The organism is Pseudoalteromonas sp. MM17-2 (genome assembly GCF_022347945.1).
Classification (GTDB): Bacteria; Pseudomonadota; Gammaproteobacteria; order Enterobacterales; family Alteromonadaceae; genus Pseudoalteromonas; species Pseudoalteromonas ruthenica.
Genome location: NZ_JAKRFV010000022.1, coordinates 57,561 through 75,629 on the forward strand (window position 1 = coordinate 57,561; position 18,069 = coordinate 75,629).

Annotated in this window: 10 protein-coding genes; 7 read left to right on the forward strand and 3 right to left on the reverse strand. The window is 49.4% G+C overall.

The features are described from left to right. Positions 1–2: 2 nt before the first annotated feature. The gene (locus MHM93_RS15960) at positions 3–2,621 is read right to left on the reverse strand and encodes an endo alpha-1,4 polygalactosaminidase (protein ID WP_239449778.1); all 2,619 of its coding nucleotides are present in this window, start codon (positions 2,619–2,621) and stop codon (positions 3–5) included. 569 nt (positions 2,622–3,190) lie between these two features. Between MHM93_RS15960 and MHM93_RS15965 the strand changes: the two genes are divergently transcribed. The 5 genes from MHM93_RS15965 to MHM93_RS15985 all read left to right on the forward strand — a co-directional run bounded on the left by MHM93_RS15965 (position 3,191) and on the right by MHM93_RS15985 (position 13,643). Continuing rightward, positions 3,191–4,870, forward strand: a complete 1,680-nt coding sequence (locus MHM93_RS15965) for a PAS domain-containing methyl-accepting chemotaxis protein (RefSeq protein WP_239449780.1) — start codon at positions 3,191–3,193, stop codon at positions 4,868–4,870. 333 nt (positions 4,871–5,203) lie between these two features. Further along, positions 5,204–8,374, forward strand: coding sequence for a glycosyl hydrolase family 18 protein (locus MHM93_RS15970; RefSeq protein ID WP_239449781.1), 3,171 nt, complete (start codon positions 5,204–5,206; stop codon positions 8,372–8,374). Positions 8,375–8,456: 82 nt separating this feature from the next. Next, positions 8,457–10,055, forward strand: a complete 1,599-nt coding sequence (locus tag MHM93_RS15975) for a lytic polysaccharide monooxygenase (RefSeq protein WP_239449840.1) — start codon at positions 8,457–8,459, stop codon at positions 10,053–10,055. 112 nt (positions 10,056–10,167) lie between these two features. Further along, on the forward strand, positions 10,168–12,783 hold the full coding sequence (locus MHM93_RS15980; protein ID WP_239449782.1) for a glycosyl hydrolase family 18 protein: 2,616 nt from the start codon (positions 10,168–10,170) through the stop codon (positions 12,781–12,783). Between the two features lie 101 nt (positions 12,784–12,884). After that, on the forward strand, positions 12,885–13,643 hold the full coding sequence (locus MHM93_RS15985) for a transporter substrate-binding domain-containing protein (protein WP_239449783.1): 759 nt from the start codon (positions 12,885–12,887) through the stop codon (positions 13,641–13,643). Between the two features lie 10 nt (positions 13,644–13,653). On the opposite strand, the gene MHM93_RS15990 is transcribed toward MHM93_RS15985, so the two are convergent. Continuing rightward, entirely contained in the window at positions 13,654–14,955 is a 1,302-nt protein-coding gene (locus MHM93_RS15990) for an NAD(P)/FAD-dependent oxidoreductase (protein ID WP_239449784.1), read from the reverse strand. A gap of 213 nt (positions 14,956–15,168) precedes the next feature. On the opposite strand from MHM93_RS15990, the gene MHM93_RS15995 reads away from it, so the two are divergent. Then, positions 15,169–16,371, forward strand: coding sequence for an anhydro-N-acetylmuramic acid kinase (locus MHM93_RS15995; RefSeq protein ID WP_239449785.1), 1,203 nt, complete (start codon positions 15,169–15,171; stop codon positions 16,369–16,371). On the opposite strand, the gene MHM93_RS16000 is transcribed toward MHM93_RS15995, so the two are convergent. Next, positions 16,354–16,851, reverse strand: a complete 498-nt coding sequence (locus MHM93_RS16000; RefSeq protein WP_239449786.1) for a hypothetical protein — start codon at positions 16,849–16,851, stop codon at positions 16,354–16,356. The genes MHM93_RS15995 and MHM93_RS16000 overlap by 18 nt on opposite strands. 295 nt (positions 16,852–17,146) lie before the next feature. Between MHM93_RS16000 and MHM93_RS16005 the strand changes: the two genes are divergently transcribed. Next, positions 17,147–18,001, forward strand: a complete 855-nt coding sequence (locus tag MHM93_RS16005; protein WP_239449787.1) for a hypothetical protein — start codon at positions 17,147–17,149, stop codon at positions 17,999–18,001. Positions 18,002–18,069: the final 68 nt, after the last annotated feature.

Consider the following 18,069-nt stretch of genomic DNA (forward strand, 5'->3'; position numbering starts at 1 on the left):
CGTTATTGACCCTGTCCGGGGCAATGGAGCTCAACATGGTAACGTCCACGCTGAGTGCTGCGAATTGTCCACTGATTAGCTGCTTTATCAAGCGTAAGCGCGGGGTCGCTGAGCTTGTTTACTTGGCATGAAGCAACATTAGTTAACGTTAGTTGCAAATCACGATGAGCCAGCACCGTGAAGCGTAACCTCGCTCCTTGCCATTGCCAGTGTTCAATCACCGCGTTGGCTTTAGCTAAATAGGCACGGTTAGCAAACGCCGCCGCATCACCTTGGCTAAGCGATAAAGTTGAGCGTGGCTGTACTAAGGTGATGTAGTTACCATCCGGGCCTGGGGTGAACCCTGCGATGCCTTCACTATCACCATCTGGCAGTTGATTGCTAGCGATACGCAACGATTTCACGCCGGTACTGGTAATATGCCAGTTATCATCATCAATGGCGCGAGCCACCCCCGTTTCATAAAGCGTGCGCGCACGGTGGGCGTATTCGCTTAAGTACAGTGGTGTTAATTCGTGCTTCTCTACCCAATCATAGAGGTGATCTAATGCGCCTAATGAAGCAGGATAAACCCCGGAATACATATGGTAATAAATGCTCACAGGCTTTAAGCGTCGTGGCGCTCCGAGTAACTCAAAGGTTTCGCTGGCACGGGCGAAGCCTCGGTAATTTTCAGTCCACAGCTCTGTATAGAGGTTTTCGTTCATCACTGCAGCGTAGACTTGAATGCCGTCTTTATACCAATTTAGGTGTGGGTATACTTGGGCAATAGAGTAGTTGTCATTGAGTACATAAGTATTGCCGCCATTGACGTTGTATAAATCGAGTTGCCTGGTTTTAGCAATGACATCGGCGGTTGGGTCGGCCATGCCAGACCACAAGAACACCTCTACTTGCTTATGTTTAGGGGCTAAATGCTCATTGATATAATGCACACTGCCAAACACTTCACGGTCATAATCAAGGGTGTAATTGGGGACCGGTAAGGAATCGCCATAGAGCTTTTCTTTGGCATCAATACGGTCGTCCCAAAAGAAAGGGTGGCTAAAGGTGTGCGAAGCTATTTCAACGTTATCAAGCGCGAAGGTTTGCCGCGCTATTTCCTCTAGTTCACTGGCAATATCAGGGTATAAGCCATGAGGAGCAACTTCCGCCTCAACCACTGAAACCGTATGGGGGAGGGGCGATTTTTTCAGCACATTATTGAGTATTGATGCGCCAGCATAGGGACGCCCAGGAAGCCAAGCGACTGAGGGGAAACCATCGCCATCGATGTGCGCGGTAACAATGCGCAGTCCAGATTCGGTGGTGACATCGGGCACCGGAATAGCAGCAAGAGAAAACAGTGGCATTAGGTGCGCAAATGGCTCTAGTGGCCAACGGTTGCGATCGCCTATTAACTCTTGGACCGTCAGAGGTTCAAGAAACAGTCCACCCCAGGGCATACGCGCTACGCCCACGCCAGTATTGCCTTGGCTATCATTAATGCTCACTTGCGCCGGTGTGCGCGAGTCTGTTAACTGATATCGAGGAAATTGTTTAGGCGCAGCATGGGGCATGGGGTAGGTGAGCTTGGCTCCGCTACTTTCAAGCGCGCCGATGTAGCTGCCGTTTTCACGTATCCCTAAACGCGCTAGCAAGGCTTCATCATCGGGAAGCTCACCGATAATGACTGTTGGTCGCTGAGAAATACTGCGCAGTAGCAGCTGTTGTGCATCTAAATGCTGATAACTGGCTTGGGGTAGCCAAAACGCGACGCCGGCGAACCGATTTAAGTCAAGCTGTGCAAGGCGACTGTCGCGAATATCAACGCATTGGGGAACATAGCCTTGATACTCAATTAAGGTGGCTAAATATTTATGACACGCAGATTGTTTTTTTAGCACTACGCTCGAGTCATAGACCCCCAGTACTCGCCGACGAACAGGGTAGTGCAAAGACACCCCAAACTGCTGTAATAAGCCGTCGCTAACATAAGGGGTGAAGCCCAAAGCAGCGATTTCTTTTGCTGCCGCGACTCTGGCTTCTACACCCGCTGGCAGGTAGTCAATCACGATGGCCTCAATGCCCAAGCCCTCAAAGTGCTCAAGCTTGGTGCGAAGCCACTGGATATCGCTATCGCTTTGGCGAGTATAGTCATTCTTGGTTATATCAAAGCCATACATCAGTGATTCGGCGACCACCGCTTGCGGCGGTTGGGCCAGCTTATCGACCAATTCAAAACCGCGATTGAGCATCACCGGCAGAGATGTGGCGATACTATCGATGAGCGAGACCAGCGCTTGTTGTTGCGAGGTATGTTGTTCGCGAGGCAGTGCAAGTTGATAACTATCTAAAGTATCGAGAAAAACACCACTGAATCCCTGGCGCTGATAGCGCTCAGTTTGCTGTTGCAGATGTTGACGCCATACCGGTGATGCCGCATCCATAATTTCGGCTTGCCAAGCGTTGTTACGACCAATGCTTGCGGTGTCTAAAAGCTTGGTATCTCCGCCTAGGTATTCCCCCACACTGAGATATGCATACACTTGCGTATTGGCATTTTTTAATTGCTGTAATTGGCGTTCTGACAGCTGTTCCGGTGACACCACAACCCGTTGATAGCTTATAAGCTCGCGCACGGAGTCAACTTCGCCGTAATAAAAAGCGATTGACTGTTCGAAGTGGGTGGGTGTAACTGCTCTGGTAGGCTGTGCTATTAAACCCGAGACAAACAGAGCAACAATCACAGTGAAAACAAATTTACATTTAGTCAATAGTAATACTGCCAATTAACTTAAACCAAGTGACGATGTGTGGCTGGGTAAGCCCTTTAATAGCTTGCTATAGAGCGTTGTTAAAACTAATTCTTTAGGGTGAGTTTGTCGCTATTATGTCACATTCTTGGGTAGTGCGTCTACGCAAGAATTTACCTAGGGTGAACAAAGGTAAACAACTTACCGTTAAGATGTAGTGTTTATGCAAAACTGACCGACAACGGCTCTGTACCCAGCGAATTCTTTGCAATTTCGGGCAGAGCTTAACTAGACTGAACTAAGTAATAAATTACAGCAGCTTACAACACCATCACTATTAGTATGGCTGCTGCTATTTTTTTGCCAAGCAAATGCTATCTATGAAGTATAAGTTTTTGTTAATATAGAGTTTTATACGTGCAGTATGGCACGGGCGTCGTAACAGGGAATCATTAATGAGAAATAACCAACCCATCACCGCTAGTGAAAAGCGTTTTCCTCCCGAGCAAAAGCTCATTTCCGTCACTGATTTAAACGGCACTATCCTTGATTGTAACCAAGCGTTTGTCGATATCAGTGGCTTTAGCCGCGACGAACTGGTTGGCCAACCTCACAATATCGTCCGCCATCCCGATATGCCACCTGCGGCGTTCAAAACAATGTGGGGTTACCTAAAGCAAGGTAAAGCGTGGATGGGGTTAGTAAAAAACCGCTGTAAAAATGGTGACTACTACTGGGTTGATGCCCATGTCTCGCCGATTACCGAACAAGGTAAAGTGGTAGGGTATGAATCGGTACGCACCAGCCCACGACGTGAGGATGTTGCCCGCGCAGAGGCACTTTATGCGCGCATCAGAGACAACAAGAGCACGTTCACACTGCCTAATAATACAGAGTTCTATGCCTTGGGCCTTGCCCTGGCTGTTGCTTTTATGATTTTCCTAAGTGGTAACACTGTCGCCGCTGAGGTTGTGGCCTTAGTGAGTGTATTAGTATTTGCCGGATTTAATACCTTTTCTCGGGTGCGTTTGAAAAAACGCTTAGACACACTCATAGGCGATCGCTTCTGTGACCCACTTGCGGTGCAAAGCTACTGCGATCATGGTGGCCCTTTGGGGCGTCTAAGCGTAGCGGTGAAATCAGACAGGGCGCATTTAAATACCATCCTAACGCGTATTGATAATGCCGCGAACCGTGTTGCTGCAGATGCTAGCAGCAGTTATTCAATGTCGGTCGATGCGAGAGAGAAAATAGACGCTCAGCATCAGCAAACCGAGCAAGTTGCCACGGCAATGAACGAAATGACAGCCACCATTGGTGAAGTATCACAAAATGTACAGCTGACCTCTGAGCAAGCCAGCGAGGCCAATGATTTAGCCTCAGAAGGTGCCGCAGTGGCAGATAAGACTCGTCAATCTATTGAAACCTTGGGGCATACGGTGCAGCAAATCGGTGACTCGGTACAGGGGGTCTCGGAGCAGTCAGCCTTGATTGCGCAAGCGGCGCAAATGATTGAACAAATTGCTGAGCAAACCAACCTATTGGCACTCAATGCGGCGATTGAAGCGGCGCGTGCTGGTGAGCAAGGCCGAGGCTTTGCGGTGGTAGCTGATGAGGTCAGACAGCTTGCACAACGCACACAAAAGTCGACCGGGGAGATCCAGGGGATCATTAGCGAGCTCAATAGCCGCAGCGAGCAGGCGGTCACCATTGCTGAACAAGGGCGTAAAGAGTCGCAACAAGGCCTTGATGAAGTGCAACTAAGCACCGAAAAACTCAGTGGTATTGCTCAGGCGGTGGCCAATATTAACGACATGGCGAACCAAATGGCAGCGGCTGTTGAAGAGCAGGCTCATGTGGCAGAGGATATTAACCAGCAAGTGGTCAGTATTGCCGGCCTGGCTGATGATAGTCAGCAAAGTTCGGATCAAGCGCAACAAGCCATTACTCGCTTAACAACTGTATCAGATGATGCTAGCACATGTGTCACTCTTAACTCCTCCGTCAACCCTTTTCCCAGTGCTTGTGAACGGCAAGTAAAAACTGCCAACGTGGGCACAGGCATTAACGTTGACGTTCATGTCATATTTCTAAATAGCATAACTCTTTGCATTTTCTATCATCAAAGCTATTAAAAAACTGTTTTGGTTATAAATTAGACGAAATAAATATGTACCCAATATAACTCTAATTGTTTACTAAAGGTTAATCTTTTGTTCATTTTGTGATTGCTAGACTCCACGCGGCTTTGAGGTACAAACTTACAAAAAACTGAATGAATAAAGTGGCATGCTTACCCCAATTTTTAGCAATTTATTCGAATAAACAAACGGTTCTTCTAGAACTAAAACGTCTAAAAAGTGGTCGACTATTGCTTGAAGAGCCGGATAGGTGTGATAAGTTTTAAAAGCATTGTAAATATATTGTTATAAAAATAACGCAACAAATCTTACGTCGTGGAGAACAAAATGAGTAAACAAAGTATGCGCGAAAGCGGCTTTAAACGCAGCGCCTTGGCGATGTGTTTTGCCAGCTTAGGTATGAGCAGCGCCAGTGCTTTTGCTGTTGATTGCAGCAATTTAGCCCAATGGCAAAGTGGTGACGCTTACGTTGGCGGAAGCCAAGTCCAGGCCCAAAACAGTGCCTATGAGGCAAACTGGTGGACGCAAACGAACCCAGTGGAGAATTCTGGACAATGGCAAGACTGGACTCTTTTGGGTGCTTGTGACAGCGCTGTCAACCAGGCGCCAGAGGTCACCTCGTTGAGCCCCGCTGCAGGCAGTCAATTTGCTGAAAATGACAGCGTTATCATCGAGGCGTCAGCCAGTGATAGTGATGGTCAAGTTAGCCAGGTAGAATTCTTCGTTAATAATCAATCTATCGCGATTGATGCCACCGCGCCGTTTAGCACTACGTGGCAAGCTGTAGCCGGCGATGCAACCATAAGCGCGGTTGCTACAGACGATCAGGGCGCACTATCTGCGGCTCTTGCTAATACTGTTAGCGTAAGCGGCGGTACACCCGTGAATGAAGCGCCAAGCGCAAGCATTCAAATTGCCAATCTGCCCACGCAAGTGATGGTGGGAGATAGCTTGAACTTCACCCTCAGCGGCACAGACAGCGATGGCCAAGTCACCGCGCTGACGTTCAGTGAGAATGGCACCCAAGTGCTGAGCTCAGCAAACGCCAGTGAAGCTTACACTTGGCAGGCTCCAGCAACGGGGCAATTTGAATTCGTACTCAATGTGACCGACGATCAAGGGGCCACGGGGACGGCCACTCAAGTGATCAATGTGGTAGATGTGTCTGAACCAGGAACTGGCGTTGACGCATGTCGCCCAGCAGGTTTATACCAAACGCCGGGAGTAAACACGCCGTATTGTACTATTTATGATCAAGACGGCCGTGAGCTCATGGGCCCAGATCACCCACGTCGTATCATTGGTTACTTTACCAGTTGGCGTAATGGCGCCAATGAGCAACCTAGTTATTTAGTTGACGATATTCCATGGGATAAAATTACCCATATTAACTATGCCTTCGCACACGTTGATGCCAACAATAAGTTGTCCATTGGTAACCCCAGTGCCCCAGGCAATCCGGCAACCAACATGGAATGGCCAGGTGAACCGGGCGCTGAAATGGACCCAAGCCTGCCGTACAAAGGTCACTTCAACCTACTTAACAAGTACAAGAAACAATACCCAGACGTGAAGACGCTGATCTCTGTCGGTGGCTGGGCTGAAACTGGCGGTTATTTTGACGAAAATGGCAATCGCGTCAACAGCGGTGGCTTCTACACTATGACCACCAATGCTGATGGCTCAATTAATCACGCAGGTATTGCCGCGTTCGCACAAAGTGCGGTTGAATTTATTCGTACCTACGATTTCGATGGTGTGGATATTGACTACGAATACCCATCGTCAATGAAGGACTCTGGTCACCCAGATGACTTTGCTATCTCCAACCCTTTGCGCGCTAGTCTCAATGCATCTTACAAAGAATTGATGAAGGTGCTACGTGAAGAGCTTGATAAAGCGGGTGAACAAGATGGTCAGCACTATATGCTTACGATTGCTTCACCGTCATCGGGTTACCTACTGCGGGGTATGGAGACCTTCCAGGTCACTAAATACCTCGATTACGTCAACATTATGTCTTACGACTTGCACGGCGCGTGGAACTCTCATGTCGGTCACAATGCGGCATTGTACGACACTGGTGAAGACTCGGAGTTGGCACAATGGAATGTATACAGCACCAAGGAGTTCGAAGGCATTGGCTATTTGAACACCGATTGGGCGGTACGCTATTTCCGTGGCGCGCTAGCGGCCGGGCGTATCAATATTGGTATTCCTTATTACACCCGTGGTTTTAAAGACGTACAAGGTGGCACCAATGGATTGTGGGGCCAGGCGGCGCTGCCAAACCAAAGCGAGTGTCCAGCAGGCACGGGCGTTGGCGAGCAAAACAAATGCGGTAACGGTGCCATTGGCATTGATAACCTTTGGCACGATAAAGATGCCAATGGCGAAGAAATGCCAGCAGGCTCTAACCCTCTTTGGCATGCCAAGAACTTAGAAAACGGCATTTATCCAAGCTATGGCGCAACTTACGGTTTAACGCCACAAACCGATCCAGACGATCAGCTGATTGGCACCTACACGCGTCATTATGACAACGTGGCCGTTGCACCGTGGTTATGGAATGCCGATAAGAATGTGTTCTTGTCTATGGAAGACGAGGAATCAATGGCCACTAAAGTGCAATACGTTATCGACCAAGGCATTGGTGGCATTATGTTCTGGGAATTGGCGGGTGACTATGATTATGACCAGGCCAAGGGCGAGTACTTCATGGGCTCAACGCTCACTACCCTTGCATATAATCAGTTTAATCAAAGCGGCGTGCCGTACAGCATTGACCAAGGCAATACTAATTTTGTAGTGCCAACAGAAGCGGTTGATGTGAGCTTTGAAGCCAAGGACTTCCCAGTCGGTGATGACAACTACCCGATTGCTCCAACCTTTGCTTTCACCAACAACTCAAACATTGATTTAAGTGGTGCCAAGATTTCCTTCGATGTGCCAGTGGCGACCTCAGCCATTTTCAAGTCTAACTGGAACGCACAAGAGAAATTGGGCATGGCGGTCGACGTCAATGGCTCGAATGCAGCGGGTAACAATATTGGTGGTTTTGAGAATGAGTTCCACCGTTTCTCAATCACGTTGACTAACGAATGGGGCGGACAAGAGAAAGCCTTTGCTCCGGGTGACACGGTGAATGCGCAGGTAATGTATTACATGCCTATTACCGGTCCTGCAAACTTTACCATCGAGAAAAATGGCAAAACCTATGCCTTTAAATCGCAATACCCGCACCTTCCTGATGCCCAGCCAGGAACAGGCGGCGACACTGGCGGTGGCAATGGCAGCGGCGATGGTACCTGTGAAGGCACCGCGATTGCCGATATCCCCGTTTATCCTAACTGGCCACAAAGTGACTACGCCGGTAACCCTAGCCATGCTGCGGGTGGCGACTTAATGGTCAACGGTAATGCCGTCTATAAGGCGAAGTGGTGGACATCCGCTGAGCCGGGTAGCAGCGCCGATTGGGATCAGGTCTGTAGCCTGTAACTCGCCATCTTAGACTTGAGGCGGCCCCATGCCCTCCCTGCAAGGGCTGCCTCGGGTCTCTTTTGTCAACGAGGACATTGATATGAGAACACCACAAGCGAAATTATTATCACTGGCTGTGTCAGCGCTAGCCGTTGGTGCTGCCCTCAGCGCCAGCCAAGCTTATGCCCATGGTTACATGGACAGCCCGAAGGCCCGCCAAGCTATTTGTCAGGCTCAGGGTGGTTATTGGTGGCCAGAAGATGGCTCCAATATTCCTAACTTGGCGTGTCGCGCAGCCTATTTGGAGTCAGGGCACTTTCAGTTTATTCAAGAGCATGAATTTGCCGTTAACACCGCTGATTACTACAACCAAGCAGCGGTTGAGACAAGCGTTCCCGATGGCACCTTGTGCGCCGCTGGAGACACCAACAAGCGCGGTATGAACTTACCTTCACCGCATTGGCAACGCAGTGACGTGACTCCCAATGCCAATGGTGAGATTAAGGTGCGCTTTCGTGCGACCACTCCACATAATCCCAGCTTTTGGAAGTTTTACCTGAGCAAACCCGGGTTTGATGGCGCCACGCAAACACTGGCTTGGAGCGATTTAGAGCTGGTGCAAGAAGTGGGCAATATCGACTTTATCAAGGACGCTGAGGGTCATCGCTACTATGAAATGAATGTCGCCATTCCCGCTGAGCGCCAAGGTGATGCCATCTTGTACACACGTTGGCAGCGTGATGACGCAGCTGGGGAGGGGTTTTACAACTGTAGTGACATCACCATAGTGCGTGATGGCGGGCCCAGTGATCCCAGCCAGTGGCAAAGCATTGGTTACTACTTGCAACAAGGTCAAACACCGGCGGTGGGTGATTCTATTTGGGTGCGGCTATTTGACGAGAGCGGTCAAGAGCTAGTTAACCAAATGTTTGCCGTCAGCGCCGATAACCAAGCAAGCTGGCAGCAAGACCTCGCGGCTATGCTTAATCTCGACTACAGCCAATATATGCAAATTGGTTTGCAAGACCAGCAAGGTCAAGTGGTCTACCAAAGCGGCGACCCGCTGGTAAATCAGGTATACACCACCAATGCCAACTACAGCTATAGCTTGAGTGTGCAACAGGCACCAGGCAATAGTGCGCCTACTGTGGTTAAGCCTGATGACTTTACCTTGGCTGAAGGACAATCCAGTGTCGTTCATGTGCATGCTTTTGACGATGAGCAAAGTACCCTGAACTACAGCTGGGATGTGCCAGCACCACTGACTATGAGCAGTGAGGGTGCCAACCTAACGATCACCGCTGCGAATGTTGATACCGACACCCCGTACACCATTACAGTCACTGTCTCAGATGGTGAGCTCAGTACCAGCCAAAGCTTCGTCGTCACCGTTACCGATACCAGCACTAACCCTGATCCAAGTTACCCTGCGTGGCAGGCCAGTGCTACTTATGTAGCGGGCGACAAGGTGAGCTACAACGCCAGCGACTATGAGGCGAAGTGGTGGAATCAAGGTGAACAACCCGATCAATCCTCGGCATGGCAAACGCTGAGTAAAGATGCTGGCACCGCACAATGGGATAGTCAGCGCGCTTATGAAAGTGGCGCGACGGTGCTCTATCAAGGGCAGCAATACCAAGCCAAGTGGTGGACTCAAGGGGATATCCCGGGTCAGGCCTCCGTTTGGCAAGCACTTTAAGCAGTAAAGAAATGGCGATGATGGACACACGGAGGCGCCTAAATCGCCGCTAGTCGGGCAAGTACCTATGCGTCGTGCTTAGCCTTTAATAAGACAACAAGAAGAGAAAGATATGAAATTAACTCAATTAACCGCAGCGATTACGCTGGCTATGGCATCGGGTGTCGCCGTTGCCGCGCCTTCGACACCGAGCTTAAACTGGGAGCCGCAAGAGTACTCCTTTGTTGAAGTAGATTTAGAAGGCACAGGTGGCTATAAATCTTTGGTACGTCGCCAAGACCAAGTCAGCATCAACATCGAGTGGAATGCCTGGAGTGGTGATGGCGGTGACAACTATAAAGTGTACTTTGATGACCAAGTGGTGAACTCTGGTGCACTGCCTGCGGGCACTAAAAGTGGCGTGATCACTTTCCCATATGACAAGGCTGGCCGTCATACCTTGTATGTTGAATTGTGTGAAGGCACCGTGTGCGCGCGCAGTGATGGCAAGCCCATCGTCATTGCCGATACCGACGGCGCGCATCTAGCACCGTTACCGATGGATTATGATCCTAACAACAAAGACTATGGCTTAAAGCAAGGCATGGTTACAGGGGCCTACTTTGTAGAGTGGGGCATTTATGGTCGTGACTATGATGTCACTAACATGCCAGCACAAAACCTTAGCCACATTTTATATGGCTTTATTCCGATTTGTGGCCCGAATGACTCACTGACTGGCGGGCCAAAGCGTGCGCTTGATACCGCTTGTCAGGGTTCACAAGACTTTGAAGTGGTTATTCACGATCCGTGGGCGGCAGTGCAAAAAGCCCTACCGGGTGTCAGTGCAGACGACCCTATTCGTGGTACTTATGCACAGTTAATGGCGCTGAAGCAGCGTTATCCAGATCTGAAAATCGTGCCTTCAGTAGGGGGGTGGACACTCTCTGATCCGTTCTACTATTTCACCGATAAAGCTAACCGCGATACCTTCGTGGCGTCGATGAAAGAGTTCCTTAAAACGTGGAAGTTCTATGACGGCGTTGATATTGATTGGGAATTCCCAGGGGGCGATGGTGCTAACCCGAACCTTGGCGACCCAACCACTGATGGCGCTACTTACATTGCGTTGATGCGTGAGTTACGCGTCATGCTCGATGAGCTGGAAGCGGAAACAGGCCGCCAGTATGAGCTGACGTCAGCCATCGGTGCAGGTTACGATAAGATTGAAGATGTTGACTATGCTACCGCAGCGCAGTACATGGATTACATCTTCGCCATGACCTATGACTTCTATGGGGCTTGGAGCAATGTGACCGGACACCAAACAGCTGTTTATTGTGGCGAACACTTCCGCCCGGGTCAATGTGACGGCTCCGGCACCGATGAAAATGGCCAGCCTTATAAAGGCCCGGCTTACACCATGGATAACGCCATTCAGCTGTTGCTAGCGCAAAACGTGCCATCGCAAAAAATAGTGGCGGGTGTGGCTATGTACGGTCGTGGTTGGGAAGGCGTGTATCCTGAAAACGCGAGTACCGCAGGCAACCCGATGACCGCATCTGGTAATGGGCCGCTTAAAGGCACCACAGCACAAGGTGTATGGGAAGATGGAGTCATTGATTATAAAGGCGTAAAAGCCAATATGCTCGGTGCTAACTTCCAAGGTATTAACGGTTTTGAAGCGGGTTATGATGCGCAAGCACAAGCGGCTTATGTGTGGAACCGCAGCAGCGGTAAGCTGATCACTTTAGACACCCCACAAACAGTAATGGCCAAGGGTCAATACGTGCAACAACATAACCTAGGTGGTTTGTTCGCATGGGAAATTGATGCCGATAATGGCGATATTCTTAATGCTATGCATGAAGGTTTAGGTGATGTACCGCCGGCCAACCAACGCCCTGTGCTCAGCGTAGACAGCAGTGTTACAGTGCAAAGCGGTGGCTCGGTGTCAGTTACTGCCTCGGCCACTGATGGTGATAATGACCCGCTCAGCTTTAGCTGGCAGGCGGATAGCGCGCTAAGCGTGAGCGGTGCAAACTCAGCGACTTTAGTGATCAATGCGCCGCAAGTAAGCCAAGACACTCAGTACAGTGCGACGGCTTCGGTTTCTGATGGCAAAGACACGGTCAGTAAAGTGGTTAGTGTTAATGTTGTAGCGGATGGCAGTGGCAGCAACACGGCACCTGTGGTTGATGCTATCGCTGATGCCAGTATCGAAGAGGGCGCAAGCCTAGCCGTTAACGTGGTTGCCAGCGATGCTGACAATGACGCTTTGACTTACAGCTGGGACGTACCAGCTGGGTTGACGCTCTCTGGCAGCGGTGCCAGTGCGACACTGAGTGCGGACCCTGTGGATGCGGATACTAGCTATACCGTCACGGTGACTGTCAGTGATGGTCAAGCCAGCAGCAGCCAGAGCTTTGTCGTTACGGTGACCGATTCAGGCGCCACCACACCGGGTGACACCTGGGATGCACAAGCTGTGTATACCGGTGGGGATACGGTGATCTATGGCGGTGTTGAGTATCGTGCTAAATGGTGGACTCAAGGCGACCAACCTGACTTGGGTGGTCCTTGGGAGCCAGTATCAGCACCTACAGACGGTAACGGCGACCTAGTTTGGAGTGCCTCGTCTATCTACAACACCGGTGATGTTGTGTCTTATAACGGCGCACGTTTTGAAGCTAAGTGGTGGACAAAAGGTGAAGAGCCTGGCGTTGCCGCTGTGTGGAACCAGCTATAAATAAGATTCCTACTTGAGAGACCAAGGGCAACGAAAGTTGCCCTTTTTCATGTTCGCCACCATACTCAAGGATACTTAAGGTTGTTTCCACAGAGATGTGCGTGGGCAAATTTCTGCTTATTATTTTACTTTTCTCTAGCACCGCGTTTGGCCAGTGCACAAACCCCATTCGAGTTGGCGTAAACAGCGAGTGGCCGCCTTATATTTCTATTGAGAATGACCATATCAGCGGCTTAGACATGGCCATCATTACTTTATTACTTGAAAGTATGGGCCGTTGTTTTGACTACGTGCGTTTGCCCAGTGCCGGGCGGTCTATGAACGAGCTGCGCGCTGGGAGAATTGACTTGCTCAGTGGGGTGAGTTTCGCCGCTTATCGCCAAGATATCGGCCAATTTAGCGCACCTTATCGGCAAGAAATCGTGCGTTTGGTTGTCAGCGAGCGAGTGCAAGCATCTGCTTTGGCCGATTTACAGGCTATGCTGCAAAGTGGCCTAACGCTGGTGTACACGCCAGGCGCTTACTATGGTGAAGAAGTGGAAACGCTAGTGCAACAAAGCCGTTATCAACAGCAAATTCAAACAGTGAATGAGCCGGTGAAGCGTTACTTAATGCTCAAAGCGGGCCGTGCTGATGTCACCATAGAAGACGAGCAGGTCGCCAAGCATTTATTGAGCGAGTATGGCGGCGCGCAACTGATGCTGCACCCCAAGCTCGTCTCGGCACAACCTATTCATTTTCTGATTAGCCATCAGCTAAGTAACACCGGCTTTATGCGCGAGCTCAACCAAGCCATTGAAGCGCAGCAACAGGCTATCACGGCGTTATTACAAAACCAGCTGGGTGCTGCGCACCCCTAAACTTGATGCTTCAGTGCAGTTTCATCTTTGGTCGTACCACCCGCGTTATTTTTTCACTTATCCATAAGGCCATCATTTTTAATGTGCCATGCACGGCTTGTTGATGCATGCGATACAAGCTCATGTACATCCATCTCGCCAGTTTACCTTCGATAAACACATTGCTATTTAAATTACCCATGAGGTTCCCGACCGCGCTAAAGCGCGCTAAATTGACCAGTGAACCATGATCTTTATAGTGAAATGGACGCAGCGCCTGGCCTTTATATTGACGTTTAATATTAGCAAGTACAGTACTGGCCATTTGGTGCGCAGACTGTGCTCGCGGCGGCACAAAACTGCCATCTGGCTGCTCAAAAGCGCAGCTATCGCCAATCACAAAGAGTGAATCATCGCCGCGCACTTGTAAGTATTGATTAACCAAAATTTGGTTGTTTTTATTAAGCTCAAACGTATTTAAGTCGCGTAAGAAGTCGGGCGCTTTTACACCGGCGGCCCATACCTTTATATCGCAATCCAAACGTTCATCGCCGACATCAATACCGTGTTCGTCGATGCCTTTTACCATTTGTCCAAGGTGCAATTGTACGCCTATTTTTTGCAGCTCTTTGCTGGCTTTGATTGCGATTTTATCTGGCAGAGCCGGTAAGATGCGTGGGCTTGCTTCCAGTAAATGAATTTTTAAACGCTCTTTGGAGACTTTGTTAAGGCCATAGGCTTTGAGCAAATTGGTAACATGATAAAGCTCGGCGGAGAGTTCCACACCGGTTGCGCCAGCGCCGATAATCGCCACATTAAGCGCACTTTTATCGCTTTCGCCTTGCTGCAAACGGGTAAAACTGTCTAATAAGGTATGCTGAAAGTGCTCCGCTCCTTTGACCGAGTCTAAAAAGAAGCAATGCTCTTGCGCCCCAGGGGTATTAAAATCGTTACTGACACTGCCAATGGCAATTACTAGCTTGTCGTAGCTGAGAGTACGCTCGGGAAGAATAGCGTTACCGCGTTCGTCGCGAAGCGGGGCTAAGGTAATGTGTTTACTGTCGCGGTCTAGGCCGCAGAAGGTGCCAAGTTGGAATTGAAAATGATGCTTAGCGGCATGGGCCGAGTACACCACGCCATCTAAACTGGCGTCAAGAGAGCCCGTCGCGACTTCGTGCAGCAGCGGCTTCCATATATGGGTGCGATTTCTATCAATGAGTACAATTTCAGCGCGGCCTTTTTTGCCTAGAGATTTTCCTAGACCGGTTGCCAGCTCGAGCCCGCCAGCACCACCGCCAATAACAATTATACGCTCCACAGAGTCTTGGTTCATGGTTTATTCCTCAAAAATTGCATACCCAAATGCACGCCCAGTACCGCTTAAATGCACTTGGGTATCATTAACCCAGGGGCTAACTGCTTGTTTTTGAGGATTTCCGACTCCTAGCTTACGCCTATCGCGCGGCAATGTCATCCGCAGCGTAAAGATTGAATGATGATAATAAAAAGGCTATTTTGTTGTCATAAATTATTCCATGGAGCCCTTATGCATCCTCATATTCATGCCCTATATGAGCTCAGTGCCAAGCCGCAGCGCACGATTATCGGCCTGATGAGCGGCACATCAATGGATGGGTTGGATGTGGCAATGTGCCGGGTCAGCGGTGCGGGTCGTGATACCCGTATTGAGGTTGAGCACTTCACCACCTGTGCCTACCCGAAGGAGTATTCGCAACGACTGCGTCAAGTGTTCGCCAAGCGCGATATCGATTTACAACACCTCACCTTATTAAATGCGTGGGTGGGGCGCTTGCATGGCCAGTTGGTCAAGCAATGTTTAGCACAGTGGCAGGTCAATGCGGATGAGGTCGATGCCATTGCCAGTCACGGGCAAACCGTGTACCACTGCCCTAAAGCTCAGCATGGATTGGATGATTACCCTAATGCCACCTTACAAATTGGCGATGGCTGCCATGTTGCCTGCACCAGCGGTATTTTGACTATCAGTGATTTTCGCCAAAAGCATATCGCCGCAGGCGGTGAAGGTGCGCCTCTGGCCGCGTATGGTGATTATCTCTATTTTGCTAGCACCGACGAGCATCGGGTGTTGTTAAATTTAGGGGGCATTGCCAATATTACCTTGCTGCCCAAGGCCGGGGAGCTGAGCGGCACGCTATGTGCTGATCTTGGCCCTGGCAATACCATGCTCGATGCCTATGTGCAGCGCTATTTTGCACCACGACAATTCGATGAAAATAGCACCCTGGCGCGGCAGGGGCAGGTGCATGAGCCTCTTTTGGCTAAGCTCTCGCAGCATCCCTTTTTGCACGCCGCCATGCCCAAAACCACAGGGCCGGAAGTGTTTAATCTTGCCTATTTAGCACAGTGCCAAGCTGCACTCGGGGAAACGCACCTGGCTCATGAAGATGTGCTGGCAACCTTGTGTGAGTTTGCGGCTTATCAAGTAGGAACGCAGTTAGCACGGTTGGCGAAATCCCACGGCCCGCTGCATGTCTATGCCAGTGGCGGCGGTGTGCACAACCCATTGCTAATGGCGCGCATTGCCTATTTCAGCGGTGAGCAGGTGCAGTTAGATTCGCTGACGCAGCTGGGCATGAACCCAGACGCCAAAGAGGCGGTGTTGTTTGCCTTACTCGCCAATGAGACGCTTGCCGGTCAGCCAGCGAAAGCAGCGGCCACAGAGGGGATGCCGCAAATCTCTATGGGTAAATTAAGCTTTCCCGACTGATGCCGTGCTGCGCCACAGGCGTTGACAATACTGGCCGAGGCGTTGGCGCAAGCTGGTGCAACTCATCATTTGTGGCGAGCTTAACTGCGCTTGCGGATGAATATGCACGGTGTATTGCGCGCTTTCTTTTACGGTGTTGTGCAGGCCATGTAGCGTAAGTTGCAACTGTGCATGTTCATACTCACACTCATCCTGCATCGTGCTATGCGCGCAGAGGGTCAAAGCCACCATACCGCTGTCGATATCTTTGTAATGCAATGGCTGATGCGCCAAAAGTTGGGCATCACGTTGCTGGGCAAAGGTGATACTGGCCTGCAGCGCATCGCCTTGCTGCGCACTGCTGGGCAATCGACATAGCAGTTGCACAGGCACACCCACACCGCCCAGAGTGGTTGGCCGGGCAGCCAAAGTTTCAAAGTCTGATAATAACCCTTCGCTTCGCAATGCGAACACAGCGAGAGGGGAGCGATACTGCGCCATATCCTGCTTAATATTGATAATTTGCGCACAATTATGCCGCAGTTAAATGACAGTTTTATGACTTAACAGAAAGTGATGGCGATTTTTTCTACACCGCTTGATAAGAGCTGGCTCTTTGTTTTTATTGCTCTTTGCGATATGTTTATCGCGTATTAACATGCAAAGGGAAGACAGCTAAGTGAGCTGTCACTCAATGGAATGAACTCTTCTCAGCCAGCAATATGTGCTCGGTCAATGACTTACGCTCGTTCCATTGTTATTTCCGCAAAAATATAATTAAAAAACAAGGAAGATTATGAGTTGGTACCCAGACGATAAAGCATGGCTAAAAGCACGCAAAGCACAGTGGAAAGAAGTTAAAGAGTCGCTGAAAGAAATGTATGTATACGAGCCAAAAGACGTTAAATTAATGAAAGAATACTTTCTTTATGGCCCGGATAAAGAACCTATGAGGACGGTGGATAACGATGGGGATATTCAACGAAAAATATCCTATATGGGCATGGTTGCTATATGGCTATATCCATCATTCGATAAAGAATCTATTATTGAAGAATTACATAAATTTAGGTCAACCGTCCAATATCAAGATGGTTCCATTATGCAATATGACACTGGTGCTAACCGTGTATTGGAGTTCTGTGGTCGAGATTATATAACTCATAAAAGTGCGACAGATAACAGGGACACTAGTTTTTTTCAGGGTAAAGAGCACTTACTGGCCGAGCTATTACTACCCGGCTCGGTAGAGGATGAGTCTTGGTTTGTCGGCTGTCAGAGGCGAAATGAGCAGGACAAGATAAGTGATGATTGTGAGCGAGAATTAAATGTATTCATTGCTAAATTAGCTATTTACTTTAACAAGGAAAAGCCTAACCCTAATTTCATTTACCGTTATCGCTTACCTTATTGTATTAGCGCATTTAATCATTATCGAGACTCTGACTTCAAAGAAGAGCTATTGAAGGAAAACTTAGTAACATTTTTTACTGCTCTCGAAAAAATTACTGCTTCCCCAAACGATTACCCGCAGTGCTTCGTGGAAACAGCGCAAGAGTTTACCCGTTTATTCAATGAAGCAGACTTGCCTGATTCAGTACATGCTTTACTCGCCCCTTATATTAAAGCCGCCAAGGAGAGTGTTGACTAATGGAAATGTCGTAGTGGTTGTTGCAAGCTTCGCTAATGAAGTGGACTTACCGGAATTTGTGTAAATCT

Bases quoted from the DNA above. Each gene is read 5' to 3' on its own strand.
- MHM93_RS15965 (WP_239449780.1), top strand. From the start codon at position 3,191: ATGAGAAATAACCAACCCATCACCGCTAGTGAAAAGCGTTTTCCTCCC.
- MHM93_RS15970 (WP_239449781.1), top strand. From the start codon at position 5,204: ATGAGTAAACAAAGTATGCGCGAAAGCGGCTTTAAACGCAGCGCCTTG.
- MHM93_RS15975 (WP_239449840.1), top strand. From the start codon at position 8,457: ATGAGAACACCACAAGCGAAATTATTATCACTGGCTGTGTCAGCGCTA.
- MHM93_RS15980 (WP_239449782.1), top strand. From the start codon at position 10,168: ATGAAATTAACTCAATTAACCGCAGCGATTACGCTGGCTATGGCATCG.
- MHM93_RS15990 (WP_239449784.1), bottom strand. From the start codon at position 14,955: ATGAACCAAGACTCTGTGGAGCGTATAATTGTTATTGGCGGTGGTGCT.
- MHM93_RS15995 (WP_239449785.1), top strand. From the start codon at position 15,169: ATGCATCCTCATATTCATGCCCTATATGAGCTCAGTGCCAAGCCGCAG.
- MHM93_RS16000 (WP_239449786.1), bottom strand. From the start codon at position 16,851: ATGGCGCAGTATCGCTCCCCTCTCGCTGTGTTCGCATTGCGAAGCGAA.
- MHM93_RS16005 (WP_239449787.1), top strand. From the start codon at position 17,147: ATGAGTTGGTACCCAGACGATAAAGCATGGCTAAAAGCACGCAAAGCA.